Origin of the sequence: Dickeya sp. ws52 (assembly GCF_007210685.1) — a bacterium.
Classification (GTDB): Bacteria; Pseudomonadota; Gammaproteobacteria; order Enterobacterales; family Enterobacteriaceae; genus Dickeya; species Dickeya chrysanthemi.
The window spans coordinates 1-14,893 of record NZ_SZVX01000034.1; the positions used below are offsets into that span (position 1 = coordinate 1).

A 14,893-nucleotide genomic window follows, 5' to 3' on the forward strand; every position below is an offset into this window, starting at 1 on the left:
ATGAGCTTACTCAGGTAAGTGATTCGGGTGAACGAACGCAGCCAACGCACCTGCAACTTGAAGTATGACGGGTATAAATGTTTTTCTTTATTTTTCTGATGTTTTATACTTGCAGTATGCATTTCTAAGCACAACCATTTTAGTTCCAAACACTTTTTGAAATTCCCGAGTTTTCAGCCATCAGCTGAGTTAATTCTCGTCCTTGCTGGTACTCATCAATGTGCGTCAATAGTTCCGGTAGTCGTCCAGTGGCAGGGTCGTGGTGTTTGACGAGAGGGACGATAATACTGCCTGTATTGGCCACCTGATTGTTTTCTATTAACGCCTGATAACGGTATGACGCATGATGTGCACAGGTGCTGTCGGAGCAGGCCGTCACTCCGGTTGCGCTTGGGAGTCACTCCGCCTGTAGAAAAAGGGCTGACGGCGTCCGGATCCGGGTGCCGCTTAAGCTCACCCGGTTTTCAGCCGTACAGACCGTATGATTTTTACAGATTTTTTTGACCTGCCCCTCCCGAATGCAGCCTCCATCCTTCACACTGAGAACGTACGGAACGCCCCGCCGGACATCGGGTTTTCGTTCCTGCACGCTACAGCGTTATACAATTTTTTTGCCCAGACAGCATTTTGTTATTGATTCTTAACAATTTTATAAATGCATCCTGACGGTACGCAAAAAAGATTATCGACTAACACTTGACGGAGGTAGAACGATCGTTCTACCATTATCTCATGAACAGAAACACGACAAACACGCGGGAGAAAATTCTCGCAACCGCAGAAGAACTCATCTACCAGAACGGTATTCATGCGACCGGCATGGACCTCCTGGTGAAGACTTCAGGCGTGGCACGGAAAAGTATTTATCACCATTTCGCGAACAAGGACGAGGTAGCCGCCGCAGCGCTGAATGCGCGTGATGTGCGCTGGATGGAATGGTTCAGGACCGAATGTGACAAAGCGGATACGCCGCGGGATCGCATCCTGAATATGTTCACCGTGCTTAAAGGCTGGTTCGAGTCGGAGGGATATCGCGGGTGCGCGTTTATCAACACGGCAGGCGAAGTGGGGGATCCTTCTGATCCGGTTCGTCAGATAGCCAGCGTGCACAAACAGAAGCTGCTGGACTACGTGCTTGAGCTTACCGGCCAACTGAATACAGCGCAGGCGTTACCTCTGGCCCGGCAGCTACTGATATTGATTGAAGGCGCCATCACTATGTCGCGCGTCATGGGCGATTACAGCGCCGCCGATGATGCAAGAGATGTCGCTCAGCTGTTACTGAAACAGATCCCGTAGCAGGGCTCTGAGTTCCAAAGATGAAACACTCACTGAAGTATCCAATTATCCTGGAGGCACCACCATGTCCGATTCACAAATCCGTCCGCCACTGCCGCCGTTCACCCGCGAGTCAGCGATTGAAAAGGTAAGACTTGCCGAAGATGGCTGGAACACCCGCGATGCCGATAAAGTGTCGCTCGCTTACTCTCTGGACACCAAGTGGCGTAACCGCGCAGAGTTTGCCAATAATCGCGAAGAGGCCCGGGGTTTCCTCGAGCGCAAGTGGAAAAAAGAGCTGGAGTACCGTCTTATCAAGGAACTGTGGGCCTTTGACGGTGACCGCATTGCTGTCCGGTACGCTTACGAGTGGCGCGATGACTCCGGTAACTGGTTCCGTTCTTACGGGAACGAAAACTGGGAATTTGGTGAAGACGGGCTGATGCATCACCGCTACGCATGTATCAATGACATGCCGATTAAAGAAAGTGAGCGCAAGTTCCACTGGCCTCTGGGGCGTCGTCCTGACGATCATCCAAGCCTGTCTGACCTGGGTCTGTAATTCATTGAGTTACCCCGCGTAACGCCCGCGACTACTGTCCTGGTCGGGGCTTTACTCAGCCAGTTGATGAAAAAAGCAAGCTGGTTGGGGCGGGGGGCTCTTAAGTTTTCTCAGTGCGTGGTTTTTCAGGATCAAGTACGGGCGATGTACTTTATCTATTTTAATAGCACACTATTTAATAATAAGCGATATTAATGAGGCCGTATTATGAATATTAAATCTATGTTGCTGACTGCCGCAATGGCGGCCGTCTCAGTCAACAGCTTTGCCGATGCTTCACAGCCAGAGCGTCACGTGCAGGAATTTCTCAGTGCCCTGAACGGCGCCGGGGGGAAGCCTATTGAACAGCTGTCTCCACGGGACGCACGGCAGGTGCTGATCAACGCTCAGAAGGGTGCCAAACTGCCTGTTGCAAACGTCACTGAAAAAACAATCAACGTTGAAGGCGGCTCCATCAAACTTCACATTGTGAAACCGAATAACGCACAGGGAACCCTGCCAGTTTTCATGTTCTTCCATGGCGGTGGCTGGATACTGGGCGACTTTGCAACACATGAACGACTCGTCCGTGATCTGGTCACCGAGTCCGGTGCAGCGGCCGTCTTTGTCGACTATACACCATCGCCGGAAGCGCATTTCCCGGTTGCGATTAATCAGGCCTATGCAGCAACCCGCTGGGTTGCCGAGCACGGTAGCGAGATTGGCGTTGACGGCAGTCGCCTGGCGCTGGTAGGTAACAGCGTCGGCGGTAACATGGTTGCTGCCGTAGCGCTCCAGGCCAAGCAACATAAAGCGCCGGCCATCCGCTATGAGGTCATGCTCTGGCCCGTGACTGACGCGAACTTCAATACTGGTTCTTATAACCAGTATGAGAACGGGTACTTCCTGTCGCGTAATATGATGAAGTGGTTCTGGGATGCATACACCACTAAAGAAGGCGATCGTAATAACATCCTGGCGTCGCCGCTGCGGGCAACGCCTGAACAACTGAAGGGACTGCCGCCCACTCTGATTCAGACTGCCGAACTTGACGTACTGCGCGACGAAGGCGAGGCTTTTGGCCGCAAGCTTGATGCCGCTGGCGTCAACGTGACGGTTACCCGCTACAACGGGTTAATTCATGATTTCGGTCTGCTGAACGCGCTGAGCGACGTGCCTGCCGTGCGGACCGCACTTGGTCAGGCCGCCTATGAACTGAAAGAACACCTGAAGTAACTGCCAGCTAGCCGGTCGGTTTCATCGGCCGGTCGTTTTTGCCCTCTGTCCGTTGTCCGGGTTAGCGCGGAAATTTTTTGGAACCGGACTATTGAGTATTTACATACTTCCCCCCCGTTAAGCGTGCAACCTGTTACTTATCGGGGGCTTTTTTCTACTCAGTAATAACGATAAACGGTCAATGGCGCGGCATGTCGTTCCGCTGCAGGTAACGAAGTCATATACCTGTCTGGCGGAAGCGTGACTCGAGTTTGTCGAGAAAAGTGAATAATGCTCTGTTCATTTCGCTGTAGTCGTGGCTCCGTAATTCTTCCGGTGTCTGAACGAATCGATATTCTGCGGCCCGACGTAAATCCCTGTCGGAATGCGCGATCAGCAATTCGACAAGGGACGGTGTAAGTTCCATATGGCACTGAAACCCGTAGACCAGCTCAGAATAAGCAACTATCTGTCGTGGGCAACCTTCGCTGTAGGCGATGATCTCCGCCGCGGGCGTAAGTCCCGGCATGTCGTTATGCCAGTGCCCGACGTCGAGCTTATTACCGAAGTGAGAAAACAGCGGGTTCCGTTCGCTTTCTGCGGTCATAAAAACTGGAAACTTGCCGATCTCTTTTTCCGGGCTGTGCGCGAAGCGTGCGCCCAGGGCTTCCCCAATCAGCTGGGCGCCCAGGCAGACGCCGATGACGGCCTTCCCCAGATGTACTGCAGAGGCAATAAGTGCCTGTTCAGCTATTGAGTCAAAATGTGCACATTCATCAGGCGTGACGGACGGATCCTGCGGCCCCCCCATGACTACCAGCAGATCGATATTCCGTGCATCTTCAGGAAGTGTCTGACCCGCATAAACGCGAGAGAAGGTTACCTCATGGCCACGAATCATGGCCCAGGTTTCAAACACGCCGGGTGCTTCAAAGTGTTCATGCACAATAAAATGTACTCGCATAGGCTTATATCCTTCAGAATCTTGATAAGTAATAAGTCAGGCGCACATCCCCCCTGCGAAATACCGGTCGGGTAACGCCAGTCGGGACATGATAGACGTGAGGTTTGATTCTGAAATGTCAGTAAGCATCGATAAAGCGCCAAGGCACGATGACTCAACAGGCTGGTCGGCGACCGCTATTTCCTACCGGCGTGGGGAAGACGATCCCCCTCATTATCACCTGGAAGGGCAACTTTTATACGCTAGCAGTGGCGTTCTGCTGGTTGAGGCCGCGGGCAGGCGATGGGTTATTCCCCCTCAACGGGCGCCCTGGCTGCCGCCGTTGATGGAGCACTCATACAGACTTCTGTCGCGTACGGAACTGCGTGCAGTTTACTTCAGCGGTAGCCTGATTTCTGAGTGCGCACATTTCGCAAAGAATGACCGGGTACATGTGATCGACGTGGTTCCGCTGGTAAAGGAATTAATAGCTGGCCTGTTTATAAATGATTACCACACGCTGACGAAGCGAAAAATGGCGCTTTTACTTCTGGAAATTATCGGTGAGGCACCATCCGTACCCGCAGAACTACCGATGCCGCAGGATGACCGATTATTCCGTGCTATAGGAGAGCTGATGTCCAGCCATCGCTGGGGAACCTCGTTAACCGATATGGCTGACATAGCAAACATGTCGGAAAGGTCTTTCTCCCGCCTGTTTTCACGTGATACGGGGTTCAGCTTCCGGACATGGAAGCAGCGCGCAAGAATATACGCATCACTGGATCTTCTTTCTGAAAACGTACCTGTAAAACAGATTGCCTGGCAGCTTGGTTTTTCATCACCGGCCGCATTTTCCGCTGCGTTTCGTGCAGTTATGGGCCTGACTCCCGGTGAGTTTTGACGGAGGTTCAGTTGGGGGACGGTGACAAATCGGGTATTAACGCTATCCGGCACCGTGCCGATGCTGACGCCGCGACTATCAGGTGTTAAACGAAAAGAGACGGAACACACCGCGACTGAAAACGTAGGCGGCCCGGCTTTTCAGTCGCCGGGCTGAATTCTGAGAGAATCAGAAAGGTTTGGTCGGCAGGTACTTGCCATCCAGGGTGATCACCGCACGATGGCCACCATCCGGATCATCAACTTTCTTGATATCCAGTTTGAAGTTAATGGCGCTGATAATGCCGTCGCCAAATTTCTCATGAACCAGAGCCTTAAGAGTAGGCCCGTAAACCGACATCATCTCGTAGAAACGGTAGATTGTCGGATCGGTCGGGATGCCATCGGTAAAGCTGCCGCGGACGGGTACTGACTGCAACAGTTTAACGTCATCAGCATTCAGATCGAGCTTCTTGCCGACAACGACTGCTGCGTCGGCAGGCAACGGATGCTGACCAAGCAGGGCTGCAGTAACGAAGGCTTCTGACAAACCTGTGCCGTCAACGATTTCGGAGAAGGAGAGTTCCTTGCGTGCCTTAGCCAGAATAATGGTTTCGGTGAGTGCCTGACGTGCGGCCTGAGTGACTTGAATCTGGATCATGGTCTTTTCTCCTGGTAAGTAAGGGGTTCAGGCAACATGCCTGGCTTGCGAGGAAACGGCGTTAACTTCTGGATTTTCAGCAAGGGACACGAAGGCGCGGGTTGTGCCATCAAAAGCATCAATGCAACCACTCCCAATGTCATAGAGCCAGCCGTGCAGAGTTACCCGGCCTTCTTCAAGCGCCAGGCGAACGGATGGGTGAGTCTGGATGTTAGCCAACTGAGCGATGACGTTTTCGCGCACCATAGCCGCGACTTTGGCTGGCTGATCCGGATGAGGTCGGGATTCGTTCACGACTCTGGCCGAGTCAGCATATAGCAGCCAGTTGGCAACGGCGGGCATATGATCCAGACACTTGCAGGTGGCGATGGCCGTCATTGCCCCGCAGTCGGAATGGCCACAGATCACGATGTCGGCCACTTTAAGTGCGGCGACAGCGTATTCGACGGACGCGGAAACACCGCCAGGCTCCGGGCCATACGACGGCACAATATTGCCGGCGTTGCGGATCACGAACAGGTCGCCGGGCTCGCGTTGAGTGACCAGCTCCGGAACCAGTCGGCTATCAGAGCAGGAAATGAATAACGCTCTCGGATTCTGTTGGGTGGCAAGGTCCCTGAACAGTTTGATCCGCTCGGGAAAAGCGTCTTTCTGGAACTTTAGAAAGCCGTCAATGATCTCTTTCATGGGGGCTGTCTCAATGTCGCTGGGTGTGGGGCGAATATTAAGCAACGCATTGCATAAGGTAAAAGTCTCATTTATTATAAAATCCATTAGATAATCTAATGGAGTGGGGAATGCTCGCTCGGCACATTCAGTATTTTCTTGCGGTTGCGGAAAATCTCAGTTTCACGAAAGCTGCAGCGGCGCTGCACGTATCCCAACCCGCTCTTTCACAGCAGGTAAAGTTACTGGAAGAAAGCCTTGGTGCTCAGTTGTTTGACCGTTCAGGACGCACGACACGTCTGACTGATGCCGGAGAGGTTTATCTTCAGTATGCCCGTCGCGCTTCTCAGGAGCTGCGGGAAGCTACACGCGCCATTCATGATGTGAGCAACCTCAGCCGTGGATCACTGCGCGTGGCCGTGACGCCTACCTTCACGACCTATCTGGTGGGACCGGTGGTCGAGGCATTCCACGACCAATATCCAAAGATTACTCTCAGCGTGCAGGAAATTTCCCAGGAACGTATGGAGGAGTTGCTTCTGGCAGGAGAGCTGGATGTAGGAATTGCGTTTGAGCCCGTCAACAGTCCTGATATCGAATCGGTCCCATTGCTGGATGAGACTCTGGCTCTGGTGGTCAGCCTCAGGCACCCACTGTCAAAGGTAAAATCTGTGGAATTGCAGACTCTGAGCGCCGAGTCACTCGTTTTGCTCAGTACGGATTTCGCGACGCGTGAACAGATCGATCGTTACTTCCGCAAGCATGAAATTAATCCTCAGGTGCTGATGGAGGCCAACGCTCTCGGTGCGGTGATAGAAATTGTTCGCTGGACATCGTTGTCGACGTTGTTACCCGCAAAGACTGCCTTCGCCCAGGACGATCTGGTGGCCATTGCACTGGAGCCAGAGCGGCTGCAACGTACAGCCGTCCTTATGCGGCGCAAGGATGCCTATCTGAGCTCCGCGACCCAAGCTTTCACCGCATTAACAGTAGACATTTCCGGCAAGCTAAGTGTCTGATCTACTAGAGTTCCGGTCCAGACGGGAGATAACCACGCTAACTTGTCAGCAATACTGATATAAGACCGCAAAGCGGTCATTAAGCGGTGTTGTTGACATACCACCGATCAGGGTGCTGCGGTGCTTAACGCCTATGCCCGCGCCCAAGATCATTTTGGCCGTATTGGCAACGAGTCCGTCACGGTGCAGATTGCCAGTGTGGTGCGCTCCAGTTGTCGATCGTTTGAAGTGCGCTGGAGCGAACAACACTTTGTCCACGGCACTCCGTCGGGGACTGAACGTTGGACCGCCATGCTGACCGTTGTGCAGCACACACCGCGTACCGAGCAGCAGTTACGGTTAAACCCATCGGGCATTTATATCAACGGGTTGTCGTGGAGCCGGGAACTGGCGATGCCGGAAGGTGGTCAGCCATGAGAACGTGGTGGTATTACGGTCCTGCCTGTTACCTGATACTGGCGCTGACCGGCTGTCGCGGTATGGGAAACCGGCCACCGGTTGTCGATCTGGACGAGCTGGCTCCGACAGCATTGGTTCCGATGCCTCTGGCCTCCATAGTGGTGTGGAAGGGGGAGAACGGAGCGTCCGGACGAATGGGGAGCGAACTGTCGGGTGGTAATACCGGGCGCGCCGCGGATAACCGCGACCTGTCGTCCTGACGCTATGCCGAGGGCACACCAGCACCGTCAGAGAAAGTGGCCCCCGAGACACTGGCGCTGCGCAGCAGGCCACGCCCGGTGCCTGATTTATCGTGCCGCGCATCAACTGGTGACCGGTATTCGTTCCGACCTGCCGGGACCGGTGATCGCCACCGTCACCGAACCGGTCTACGACACGGCGACCGGGCATTATCTGCTGATCCCGCAAGGGTCGCATCTGTTAGGGAAATACAACAGCCAGGTCAGCTACGGGCAAAGTCGGGTTCAGGTGGTCTGGAACCGCATTATCCTGCCGGATACGTCGTCGCTGACGCTGGATAATCTGGCCGGTGCCGACCCGGCCGGTTACGTCGGGCTGGAAGATCAGGTGGACTGGCATTGGGATCGTGTGATTGCCGGCGCGGCAATGACCACGCTACTGGGGGTGGGAGCCGAACTCGCTGCCCCGGAGAACCGACAGCATGGCGATCGTATTATCCTTGCCGGACGTGGCAGCTTGCAGGATTCGGTCAGTCAGGCGGGACAAGAGCTCACCCGGCGTAACCTCGATATTCAGCCGACACTGACCGAACGGCCAGGTCTGCCGGTTCGTATCATCGTCAACCGGGATTTGGTGTTAAGGCCGTATCAACCGCTGTTTTTTAATCAAGGGAGTGCGCGCTGAATGGGTATGGACGAGAGGAACGAAGCAGGGGGCCTGAATGGGCGTTTATCTGGAACGGTAGCGTGCCGACACATCCCGGGCGGTATGCAATAGTCGCAAGATATGTACGTCGCCGCTGTGGCGTTTCAGCGCATAGACCAAAATAAACGGCAGCCGGGCCAGCACCAGTTTCCGCCGTTCTCCCGACTTTCCTATGCTGATGCCCGCTTCCGGGGTGGTTTCCAGCAACGCCACTGCGGCGGCGAATTTGTCATCGGTGGCATTGGCGACCTCCAGTCCCGCGTTCAGGTACAGGTAACGGTAAATGTCTTCGCGGTCAGCGATAGCTTGCCTTTCCCAGCGAACCGTTGCCGTCACAGTTCCCCCCGGGCGGCTTGCGCTTTCAGCGCTGCCATACGTTGACTGGCCTCATCATTGCTGATGAACTGGACCTCACCGGCATCGTAACGGGCGAAGGCTTCCTGAATTTTCGCTTCTAGCCATTCATCACCGGTATGGCGCTGGTACTGTCGCTCTTCCTCGGCCAGTTCTTCCGCACGCTGGCGCATCAGTTCGGTAAGACTGACCTGCTGACGCTCAGCAGCCTTCATGGCCAGACGTTTGGTTTCCTCGTCAATTCTGAAATGTATTGTCCCCATGACAGCCTCCGATAGATTGCATGTGTTGTCACTTGTGTTGTCATTCTATCCAATCTCGTCGGTTTTTGCTGCTTTTTTGAAGGGAGAATCGGCTTACTGATACCCTAAAAGACTTGTTGAATGCCTCAGGGCGTGAAGCGGACTTTTCGAATATCTAAACTATAAGCTCTTCATAAGAAGCCATAATACACTCTCGCTCTCCCACCGTAGTTGGTATGGTGTCTGCCAGCGACCAGCCGTTTTTAAGACGAGCAATAAAGTCAGGATATCTTATTCAGACTGCCAGTAAAGCGGTGAGCCGAACGCGTCAAGGTAGTAATCGATAATCGCCCGAACGTTCAGCGGAGGGTGGCGGGCATTCGGGTAGATTGCCGCGATGTGCTGCGGCTCCGTTTTTATGGACGTGTCCAGCTCCGGCAGCAGCACGACAAGCTCGCCGCTCTTCAGCCGGTCTCCAATCAGCCAGTCAGGAAACAGCACGATCCCCATCCCCCCGAGTGCGGCAATCAGCAGCGTTTCAGCATTATTGGATGACATTAGGGGCGAGACGGGATAGTGCACCCATTCCTCCCCGTGCCTGCGCAGCAACCAGCGGTTTGGTCCTGACGAGCCGCGATAGACCAGGCATTTATGACGTGCGAACTCTTCAGGTGATTCAGGTATGCCGTGCCGGCGGATGTAATCCGGTGATGCGGCAAGATGATAGAACTGCTGGCCAAACACACGTGCATGAAATGAGGAGTCCGTCAGCACGCCAATCCGGAAAATTACGTCAGCCGGTTCCCGGTGCGGATCGATGTAATCATCGGTCAGCGTGAGATCAATGCTGAGCCTAGGATATCGCTCCGCTAGACCGGCTAACGCGGGTGCCACATGCCGCTGTCCAAAGAACACCGGTGCGTTTATGCGGACCATTCCTGAAGGCTCAAGCGTTCTCTCGTTGAGTTCCCGCCGCGCCTCCTCCAGGCTGCCCGTCATGGCCCGCGCATAGCCGATAAAAAGATGGCCGCTTTCCGTAGGGATGATCGCCCGGGTATTACGGTAAAAGAGCTGCTGCCCGAGCGCATCCTCCATTTGATGGATGACGCGCGATACCTGAGAGGCAGATATCCCTTCCCGCCGTGCCACCACAGAGAAATTCTGCGTTTCATAAACGTCTATAAAAATCAGCAGGGTGCGTATGCTGATGTTCCCGGGCTCATTCATTAATGCATATCCTACACAAGTGTTTATCTCATTATGGCATTTTTCTCATCCATGTTAAGGCGTAATCTTCTCCGCTCAGACAACTGGAGACTGATTGCTATGCAACTGATACTGATTTTAATCGTAATTGCCGGAGGCATGGGACTGTCCGTAGAGGCGGGATTGCTAGGGCCACTGGGTGGGGAAGTCGGTGATCTCTGGGCCACCTTCAGTGTATTTGGCGTGGGCGCGGCACTGACCTTCCTGCTGATGTTGTTTTTCAGCCCGCGTAACAGCCCGTCGTTCTTTGCGCAGCCTTCCTGGCAACTGCTTGGCGGCGTGCTTGGGCCTATTTACGTCACCATCCTGACCGTGGCAACGCCGGCAATCGGCATCGCCATGACCATGATCGGCATCCTGGCAGGCCAGGTCTTCAAGAGCCTGATTATTGACCACTTCGGCCTGCTTGGCACGCCGCACAGGAAAATTGACAATAAACGCATCATCGCGCTGATTTTCATCATTGCAGCGTTGGTTATGGTTGCACAGGGGTAAGGTAACATTATGACTGTTATGATGATTCTTCTCGCCGTCGTCGGTGGTGCCATGCTGAGTATCCAGGCGGCTATCAACGGCCAACTGGGCAGTAAGGTCGGCGTATTCAAAAGTGCGTTCCTGACATTTTCAATCGGAGCGCTGGTTACGGGGATGTTGATCTTTTTCTTCGAACCCAAACACGCCCTGACCCTGATGGACGTGCCTAAATGGCAGCTACTGGGCGCAATGTTTGGCGTGCCGTATATCGTCATTATGGTACTGGCCGTCCAGCGCATTGGGGCTGCAGTTGCCACGGTCGCCGTCATTTTTGGCCAACTGACCATGAGTATGCTGATCGATAACTTCGGCTGGCTGGGCAATGAGTCGATTCCGTTCTCGATGAGCCGACTCGGTGCCATCGTCTGCCTGGGTATCGCGCTGTTCTTCATTTACTCCAGCAGCAAGTCAAAAGCCGCACCGGCGAAAAAGGGCCTGCCGCATGCAGTCGCTAATAAATAAGCCAGCCAGTCCTGATGACCACACTTTAGCTGTTACACTGCAATGTCAAAGCTAAGTTCAGATGTCCGCGCGGCAGGGCAAAGATGAAATGCCTGCTGTTCGCTCTTGAGGGACAACCATACTCAAATCTCCCACATTGCAGGAGATTCGAGTATGAACATGTTACTGTGGAACAAAGACCGTATCATCGGACAAAAAAGACCGCTTCAGATATCTCACATCTGGGGGATCGGAATCAGGCTTGAACTGGAAGGTAAAACGCGTGATCTGGACCTGTTCAATATGACTTTGGACAGTAAGCTGCGGGGCTGTGATCTAGTTAAACTCAAAGTGTCAGACGTTGCATATGGCAATTCTGTTTCAAGTAGAGCTGGCTTGCTCCCCATTGTCTGCCAGACAACAGGGAGTCATTTGGTTAGATAGCAAAGGTTTCCAGCGTTTTACCACTTTCCAGCGCAGCAGCGATAGCTTTAGGCGTTCGGCCCTGACCTGTCCACGTCTGTTCGTTGCCGTTTTCATCAGTATATTTGTATTTGGCAGGACGGGGAGTGCGTTTGGTTTTTGCCGTTTTACTGGTAACAACAGCGCCGAGCAGTTCAGACGGATCAATACCATCTTCCAGCAGTTTTGCACGTAAGGCTTCAATTTTAGCCTGACGCTCTGCGTTTTGTTGCTGTGCGCTGGCTTCTTCTTCACGCCGGTCTTCAACAATGGCGGTCAGTTTTTCCAGCATTTCTTCCAGTGTTGGCAGATCGGTCTCACGAGCCTGAGCACGAAGGGTGCGAATGTTATTTAATATTTTTAGGGCTTCACTCATTATCATTTATCCTGAATGTTGAACGTCATAAACATCATACTATAAACGATAAAACAAAGCAGATACTATAAATTTGCTTGATGTCTGATTATCCGTTTTTGTAAGTTTATATTTCTCGTTCTTGAACTGTTTTTTATTTTTGTCACTTGAATGGTATGTGAAAATAGAAAGCGCGATAAAAAAGATAATTAATCTGGAAAATACGGCGACAATATTGACAGTAATATCGGGGAAATCCTGGTTTCCCGCGCCATACTTACGAACGGATTCTGTTTGTTGACAATATCGGCAGGCAACTTATTAAAAATCAAATAAACTTTGCAGTTGAATCTCCAACCCGTCAGCAATCACCCCAATCACTTCCAGAGTCGGATTCCTAACACCCCTCTCAATGCCGCTGATATAGGTGCGATCCAAACCGCACTTGTCGGCGAAGGCTTCCTGGGAGAGCCCTGCCTGTAAGCGAAGCGTTTTTACACGTTGCCCAAAACGGGCGGTGATGTCTTTTGTATTTTTCATGCCGATAAGCATCATCCCATGTTGCTTATCAGACCACGGACGATGAGTCACATATGAGCTACTTCGTCGATTTAATCGATAAGGTTCAAAAATCAGGTTGGATCGCGGAATACGAAGAGCGTGGTGAGATCGGTATGCAATCCAGTCGCAAGAATATAGAGCACTTCAAGCGTTGGGTTTCTCACCCCTCGCTCAATGCCGCTGATGTAAGTTCGATCCAGCCCGCACTTTTCAGCGAAGGCTTCCTGAGATAGCCCCGCCTGCAATCTGAGCGCTTTAACACGTTGTCCCAGCAGGGTTTTGACCGAATCGGATGTTTTCATGGCATAAGCATTCTGTTTTGGTGCTTATAAGTCCACGGACTATTAGTCATAATTCGGGGTTCGTGTTACGATGTGACTTATCGTCAACAATGAGGAGGGTGTATGGAGCAACATGACTGGCATCCTGCGGATATCATTGCGGGTTTAAGGAAGAGGGGAACAACGCTGGCGGCGGTTTCGAGAGAAGCTGGGCTGGCTTCGTCTACGTTGGCAAATACGCTGGTGCGCATTGGCCTAAAGGTGAGCGCTTGATCGCCAGCGCGTTGAATAAACGGCCTGAAGAAATCTGGCCTTCGCGGTATCACGACCTCAAGCGCACGCCGAGTGGGGAAGGGAATTCGGAGTGAGGGCGACTTCCCTGATAAGCATGGCGTTATTCGTCGTGGTAAGAGTTTTTAAAGTCCGGATGAGGTGTTAAGGCCGATTTTCAGGGGCCTGGCGGTATCACGAACGCCGACGCCGTTGAAGGCCATTTCGCTGCTCTTTGACACCCGGCTTGTGCGCTTCGTAGACATAAGTGATCAGAAACATGCGGTGGCAGTCACGACAGCGAAATCTGTCATGGCCTTTAGGCTCTGACCATGGCGATAAACCTGCGCAGACTGATTAACAGTGACAATAAATATAATCACAACTAACTGATTAGGCGTTGACTATGGCTGACGCGCATTCTACGCCAGACACCGCCGTTTTTAAAATCTCGCAGCATGAGCGCTTTACCCGCGTCGGGTATTGTCCCGTTAAAGGCAATCATGATACGCCTGCCATCAACATAGCCGGGCAGTGGCTGAAGGAAGCCGGATTCCGCCTCGGGTAGCCGCTGAAGCTGCATTGTGATCACCGAGCAGGATATCCACGCACTGTGGCAAGACCTGCACGCATTGAGTATCGCGTGAAGAGTACTCCGTCACGTACTGGCTGAACCGCTTTCCGGGCGGGCTTTAAATCACCGCCACTGAGCAGCAGATAAAATAAAGCCGGAAGGATTGTTAAGTTCGCTTCCGGCTAATTATTTTATTGCTCTTCAATATCAAGAGGCACATCAGAGAGAATTAAACTATCATTTATATACTTCAATAAAACTTTAGCATTACCAGCATGGATTTCTAAAAAAACACAGTCGGATGAGAAAGATAAATCAATATCTGAACTCCAATTTGATTCCGAATTTTTATTTTTAAAACCAGCCGAATTATTGTCCGAAAAGATAGTTACGTAATCAGCCGAATTGGCTATTAGAGATCTTACCTTTTTATATAAATCAGCAGGTTCAATAGCGCTGCTCAATTGATATTCATAACTCATTTTATCTTCCACTCCCGTGAGGTCTATTTCTTACACTCGGATAATTTGACGGATTCTTAATTCCAATGTGAGTTAAATCTGGGTTTGACGATACATTACCGAAATCATCAAGCTGATTACCTAAGGGGTTTTCTTTATGTATATGTGCATTTAGACCTGATTTAGGTGTTAAATCCCCATTCTTCATATTCATTGACTGATTACCATATGGATGGATTCGTACTTCTGAGCCATCGGCATGGTTCCATACTTGGTTTTTTGCGGCACTATTACTGACTTTAGTTTGAGTAAAACCATTTTCAGACAGAGTTTTTTCTACCTGACTGACAGATTTTCCTCCGAGTTTAGGTAATTGACCAGACGCACTACTACATCCAGCCAACCCCAGCGGATCGATCCAGCAGACAGGATTTGGCACATACCCATAATTACTCTCACCCCCCGCTATCCCTATCGGGTCATAGGGATTACCCGAGGCGCGTCGTACTTTTTAGTGCACTTAACTCATTGAAGCAACGGCCT

20 protein-coding genes and 5 pseudogenes are annotated in these 14,893 nt (G+C 52.1%); 13 read left to right on the plus strand and 12 right to left on the minus strand.

Annotation, left to right across the window (positions count from 1 at the left end):
* Positions 1–732 precede the first annotated feature (732 nt).
* The 3 genes from FDP13_RS20980 to FDP13_RS20990 all read left to right on the plus strand — a co-directional run bounded on the left by FDP13_RS20980 (position 733) and on the right by FDP13_RS20990 (position 3,055).
* Complete coding sequence (locus FDP13_RS20980; protein WP_033111774.1) at positions 733–1,299, plus strand: TetR/AcrR family transcriptional regulator; 567 nt, start codon at positions 733–735, stop codon at positions 1,297–1,299.
* Positions 1,300–1,363: 64 nt separating this feature from the next.
* Positions 1,364–1,840, plus strand: a complete 477-nt coding sequence (locus FDP13_RS20985) for a DUF1348 family protein (protein WP_033577183.1) — start codon at positions 1,364–1,366, stop codon at positions 1,838–1,840.
* Between the two features lie 207 nt (positions 1,841–2,047).
* Positions 2,048–3,055 carry an alpha/beta hydrolase gene (locus FDP13_RS20990; RefSeq protein ID WP_143840332.1) on the plus strand — a complete coding sequence of 336 codons (1,008 nt, stop codon included), beginning with the start codon at positions 2,048–2,050 and terminating at the stop codon, positions 3,053–3,055.
* Between the two features lie 217 nt (positions 3,056–3,272).
* On the opposite strand, the gene FDP13_RS20995 is transcribed toward FDP13_RS20990, so the two are convergent.
* Positions 3,273–3,998, minus strand: coding sequence for a type 1 glutamine amidotransferase (locus FDP13_RS20995; protein WP_143840333.1), 726 nt, complete (start codon positions 3,996–3,998; stop codon positions 3,273–3,275).
* An 88-nt stretch (positions 3,999–4,086) separates the two neighbouring features.
* On the opposite strand from FDP13_RS20995, the gene FDP13_RS21000 reads away from it, so the two are divergent.
* The gene (locus FDP13_RS21000) at positions 4,087–4,881 is read left to right on the plus strand and encodes a helix-turn-helix transcriptional regulator (protein ID WP_370512567.1); all 795 of its coding nucleotides are present in this window, start codon (positions 4,087–4,089) and stop codon (positions 4,879–4,881) included.
* Positions 4,882–5,049: 168 nt separating this feature from the next.
* Here FDP13_RS21000 and cynS read toward each other — a convergent pair whose 3' ends face one another.
* Both cynS and FDP13_RS21010 read right to left on the minus strand, forming a co-directional pair.
* The gene (gene cynS / locus FDP13_RS21005) at positions 5,050–5,520 is read right to left on the minus strand and encodes a cyanase (protein WP_033577180.1); all 471 of its coding nucleotides are present in this window, start codon (positions 5,518–5,520) and stop codon (positions 5,050–5,052) included.
* Between the two features lie 27 nt (positions 5,521–5,547).
* A complete protein-coding gene (locus FDP13_RS21010) occupies positions 5,548–6,207 on the minus strand; it encodes a carbonic anhydrase (RefSeq protein WP_143840335.1) in 660 nt (219 codons plus the stop codon).
* A gap of 110 nt (positions 6,208–6,317) precedes the next feature.
* Between FDP13_RS21010 and cynR the strand changes: the two genes are divergently transcribed.
* From cynR to FDP13_RS21030, 4 genes and pseudogenes are all read left to right on the plus strand, one after another.
* Complete coding sequence (cynR, locus tag FDP13_RS21015; RefSeq protein WP_143840336.1) at positions 6,318–7,205, plus strand: transcriptional regulator CynR; 888 nt, start codon at positions 6,318–6,320, stop codon at positions 7,203–7,205.
* 96 nt (positions 7,206–7,301) lie between these two features.
* Positions 7,302–7,622: pseudogene (locus FDP13_RS21020) on the plus strand (VirB8/TrbF family protein); the annotation flags it as partial.
* Entirely contained in the window at positions 7,619–7,864 is a 246-nt protein-coding gene (locus FDP13_RS21025; RefSeq protein WP_234424457.1) for a hypothetical protein, read from the plus strand. The pseudogene FDP13_RS21020 and the gene FDP13_RS21025, both read left to right, overlap by 4 nt.
* 97 nt (positions 7,865–7,961) lie before the next feature.
* A pseudogene (locus FDP13_RS21030) lies at positions 7,962–8,528 on the plus strand (TrbI/VirB10 family protein); the annotation flags it as partial.
* A 45-nt stretch (positions 8,529–8,573) separates the two neighbouring features.
* Here the strand turns inward: FDP13_RS21030 and FDP13_RS21035 are convergent.
* The 3 genes from FDP13_RS21035 to FDP13_RS21045 form a co-directional block, all read right to left on the minus strand.
* Positions 8,574–8,885 (minus strand): type II toxin-antitoxin system RelE/ParE family toxin, encoded by a 312-nt coding sequence (locus FDP13_RS21035; protein ID WP_143840337.1) that lies wholly within the window; start codon positions 8,883–8,885, stop codon positions 8,574–8,576.
* The gene (locus FDP13_RS21040) at positions 8,882–9,166 is read right to left on the minus strand and encodes a DNA-damage-inducible protein J (protein ID WP_012768898.1); all 285 of its coding nucleotides are present in this window, start codon (positions 9,164–9,166) and stop codon (positions 8,882–8,884) included. The genes FDP13_RS21035 and FDP13_RS21040 overlap by 4 nt, the downstream gene beginning before the upstream one ends.
* A gap of 270 nt (positions 9,167–9,436) precedes the next feature.
* Positions 9,437–10,372, minus strand: a complete 936-nt coding sequence (locus tag FDP13_RS21045; RefSeq protein WP_143840338.1) for a LysR family transcriptional regulator — start codon at positions 10,370–10,372, stop codon at positions 9,437–9,439.
* Positions 10,373–10,471: 99 nt separating this feature from the next.
* On the opposite strand from FDP13_RS21045, the gene FDP13_RS21050 reads away from it, so the two are divergent.
* The 3 genes and pseudogenes from FDP13_RS21050 to FDP13_RS21060 form a co-directional block, all read left to right on the plus strand.
* On the plus strand, positions 10,472–10,906 hold the full coding sequence (locus FDP13_RS21050; protein WP_012770274.1) for a DMT family transporter: 435 nt from the start codon (positions 10,472–10,474) through the stop codon (positions 10,904–10,906).
* Between the two features lie 9 nt (positions 10,907–10,915).
* On the plus strand, positions 10,916–11,407 hold the full coding sequence (locus FDP13_RS21055; protein WP_143840339.1) for a DMT family transporter: 492 nt from the start codon (positions 10,916–10,918) through the stop codon (positions 11,405–11,407).
* A 153-nt stretch (positions 11,408–11,560) separates the two neighbouring features.
* Positions 11,561–11,815, plus strand: a pseudogene (locus FDP13_RS21060) (recombinase); the annotation flags it as partial.
* A gap of 7 nt (positions 11,816–11,822) precedes the next feature.
* Here the strand turns inward: FDP13_RS21060 and FDP13_RS21065 are convergent.
* The 3 genes from FDP13_RS21065 to FDP13_RS21075 form a co-directional block, all read right to left on the minus strand.
* The gene (locus tag FDP13_RS21065) at positions 11,823–12,224 is read right to left on the minus strand and encodes an H-NS family nucleoid-associated regulatory protein (protein WP_012770271.1); all 402 of its coding nucleotides are present in this window, start codon (positions 12,222–12,224) and stop codon (positions 11,823–11,825) included.
* A gap of 300 nt (positions 12,225–12,524) precedes the next feature.
* Positions 12,525–12,743, minus strand: a complete 219-nt coding sequence (locus FDP13_RS21070; protein WP_012768900.1) for a helix-turn-helix domain-containing protein — start codon at positions 12,741–12,743, stop codon at positions 12,525–12,527.
* Positions 12,744–12,835: 92 nt separating this feature from the next.
* Positions 12,836–13,066: a helix-turn-helix domain-containing protein gene (locus FDP13_RS21075; RefSeq protein ID WP_143840341.1), complete on the minus strand. Its 231-nt coding sequence runs from the start codon at positions 13,064–13,066 to the stop codon at positions 12,836–12,838.
* 102 nt (positions 13,067–13,168) lie between these two features.
* Between FDP13_RS21075 and FDP13_RS21080 the strand changes: the two are divergent.
* A pseudogene (locus FDP13_RS21080) lies at positions 13,169–13,413 on the plus strand (helix-turn-helix domain-containing protein).
* Between the two features lie 40 nt (positions 13,414–13,453).
* On the opposite strand, the pseudogene FDP13_RS21085 reads toward FDP13_RS21080, so the two are convergent.
* Positions 13,454–13,686, minus strand: a pseudogene (locus FDP13_RS21085) (IS1-like element transposase); the annotation flags it as partial.
* A gap of 35 nt (positions 13,687–13,721) precedes the next feature.
* On the opposite strand from FDP13_RS21085, the gene FDP13_RS21885 reads away from it, so the two are divergent.
* Entirely contained in the window at positions 13,722–13,883 is a 162-nt protein-coding gene (locus tag FDP13_RS21885; protein ID WP_231578149.1) for a SymE family type I addiction module toxin, read from the plus strand.
* A gap of 197 nt (positions 13,884–14,080) precedes the next feature.
* Here FDP13_RS21885 and FDP13_RS21095 read toward each other — a convergent pair whose 3' ends face one another.
* Positions 14,081–14,371: a hypothetical protein gene (locus FDP13_RS21095; protein WP_040002296.1), complete on the minus strand. Its 291-nt coding sequence runs from the start codon at positions 14,369–14,371 to the stop codon at positions 14,081–14,083.
* A gap of 1 nt (position 14,372) precedes the next feature.
* Positions 14,373–14,789: a PASTA domain-containing protein gene (locus FDP13_RS21890; protein WP_143840342.1), complete on the minus strand. Its 417-nt coding sequence runs from the start codon at positions 14,787–14,789 to the stop codon at positions 14,373–14,375.
* Between the last annotated feature and the right edge of the window lie 104 nt (positions 14,790–14,893).

Bases quoted from the DNA above. Each gene is read 5' to 3' on its own strand.
- FDP13_RS20980 (WP_033111774.1), top strand. From the start codon at position 733: ATGAACAGAAACACGACAAACACGCGGGAGAAAATTCTCGCAACCGCA.
- FDP13_RS20985 (WP_033577183.1), top strand. From the start codon at position 1,364: ATGTCCGATTCACAAATCCGTCCGCCACTGCCGCCGTTCACCCGCGAG.
- FDP13_RS20990 (WP_143840332.1), top strand. From the start codon at position 2,048: ATGAATATTAAATCTATGTTGCTGACTGCCGCAATGGCGGCCGTCTCA.
- FDP13_RS20995 (WP_143840333.1), bottom strand. From the start codon at position 3,998: ATGCGAGTACATTTTATTGTGCATGAACACTTTGAAGCACCCGGCGTG.
- FDP13_RS21000 (WP_370512567.1), top strand. From the start codon at position 4,087: ATGATAGACGTGAGGTTTGATTCTGAAATGTCAGTAAGCATCGATAAA.
- cynS (WP_033577180.1), bottom strand. From the start codon at position 5,520: ATGATCCAGATTCAAGTCACTCAGGCCGCACGTCAGGCACTCACCGAA.
- FDP13_RS21010 (WP_143840335.1), bottom strand. From the start codon at position 6,207: ATGAAAGAGATCATTGACGGCTTTCTAAAGTTCCAGAAAGACGCTTTT.
- cynR (WP_143840336.1), top strand. From the start codon at position 6,318: ATGCTCGCTCGGCACATTCAGTATTTTCTTGCGGTTGCGGAAAATCTC.
- FDP13_RS21025 (WP_234424457.1), top strand. From the start codon at position 7,619: ATGAGAACGTGGTGGTATTACGGTCCTGCCTGTTACCTGATACTGGCG.
- FDP13_RS21040 (WP_012768898.1), bottom strand. From the start codon at position 9,166: ATGGGGACAATACATTTCAGAATTGACGAGGAAACCAAACGTCTGGCC.
- FDP13_RS21045 (WP_143840338.1), bottom strand. From the start codon at position 10,372: ATGAATGAGCCCGGGAACATCAGCATACGCACCCTGCTGATTTTTATA.
- FDP13_RS21050 (WP_012770274.1), top strand. From the start codon at position 10,472: ATGCAACTGATACTGATTTTAATCGTAATTGCCGGAGGCATGGGACTG.
- FDP13_RS21055 (WP_143840339.1), top strand. From the start codon at position 10,916: ATGACTGTTATGATGATTCTTCTCGCCGTCGTCGGTGGTGCCATGCTG.
- FDP13_RS21065 (WP_012770271.1), bottom strand. From the start codon at position 12,224: ATGAGTGAAGCCCTAAAAATATTAAATAACATTCGCACCCTTCGTGCT.
- FDP13_RS21070 (WP_012768900.1), bottom strand. From the start codon at position 12,743: ATGAAAAATACAAAAGACATCACCGCCCGTTTTGGGCAACGTGTAAAA.
- FDP13_RS21075 (WP_143840341.1), bottom strand. From the start codon at position 13,066: ATGAAAACATCCGATTCGGTCAAAACCCTGCTGGGACAACGTGTTAAA.
- FDP13_RS21885 (WP_231578149.1), top strand. From the start codon at position 13,722: ATGGCTGACGCGCATTCTACGCCAGACACCGCCGTTTTTAAAATCTCG.
- FDP13_RS21095 (WP_040002296.1), bottom strand. From the start codon at position 14,371: ATGAGTTATGAATATCAATTGAGCAGCGCTATTGAACCTGCTGATTTA.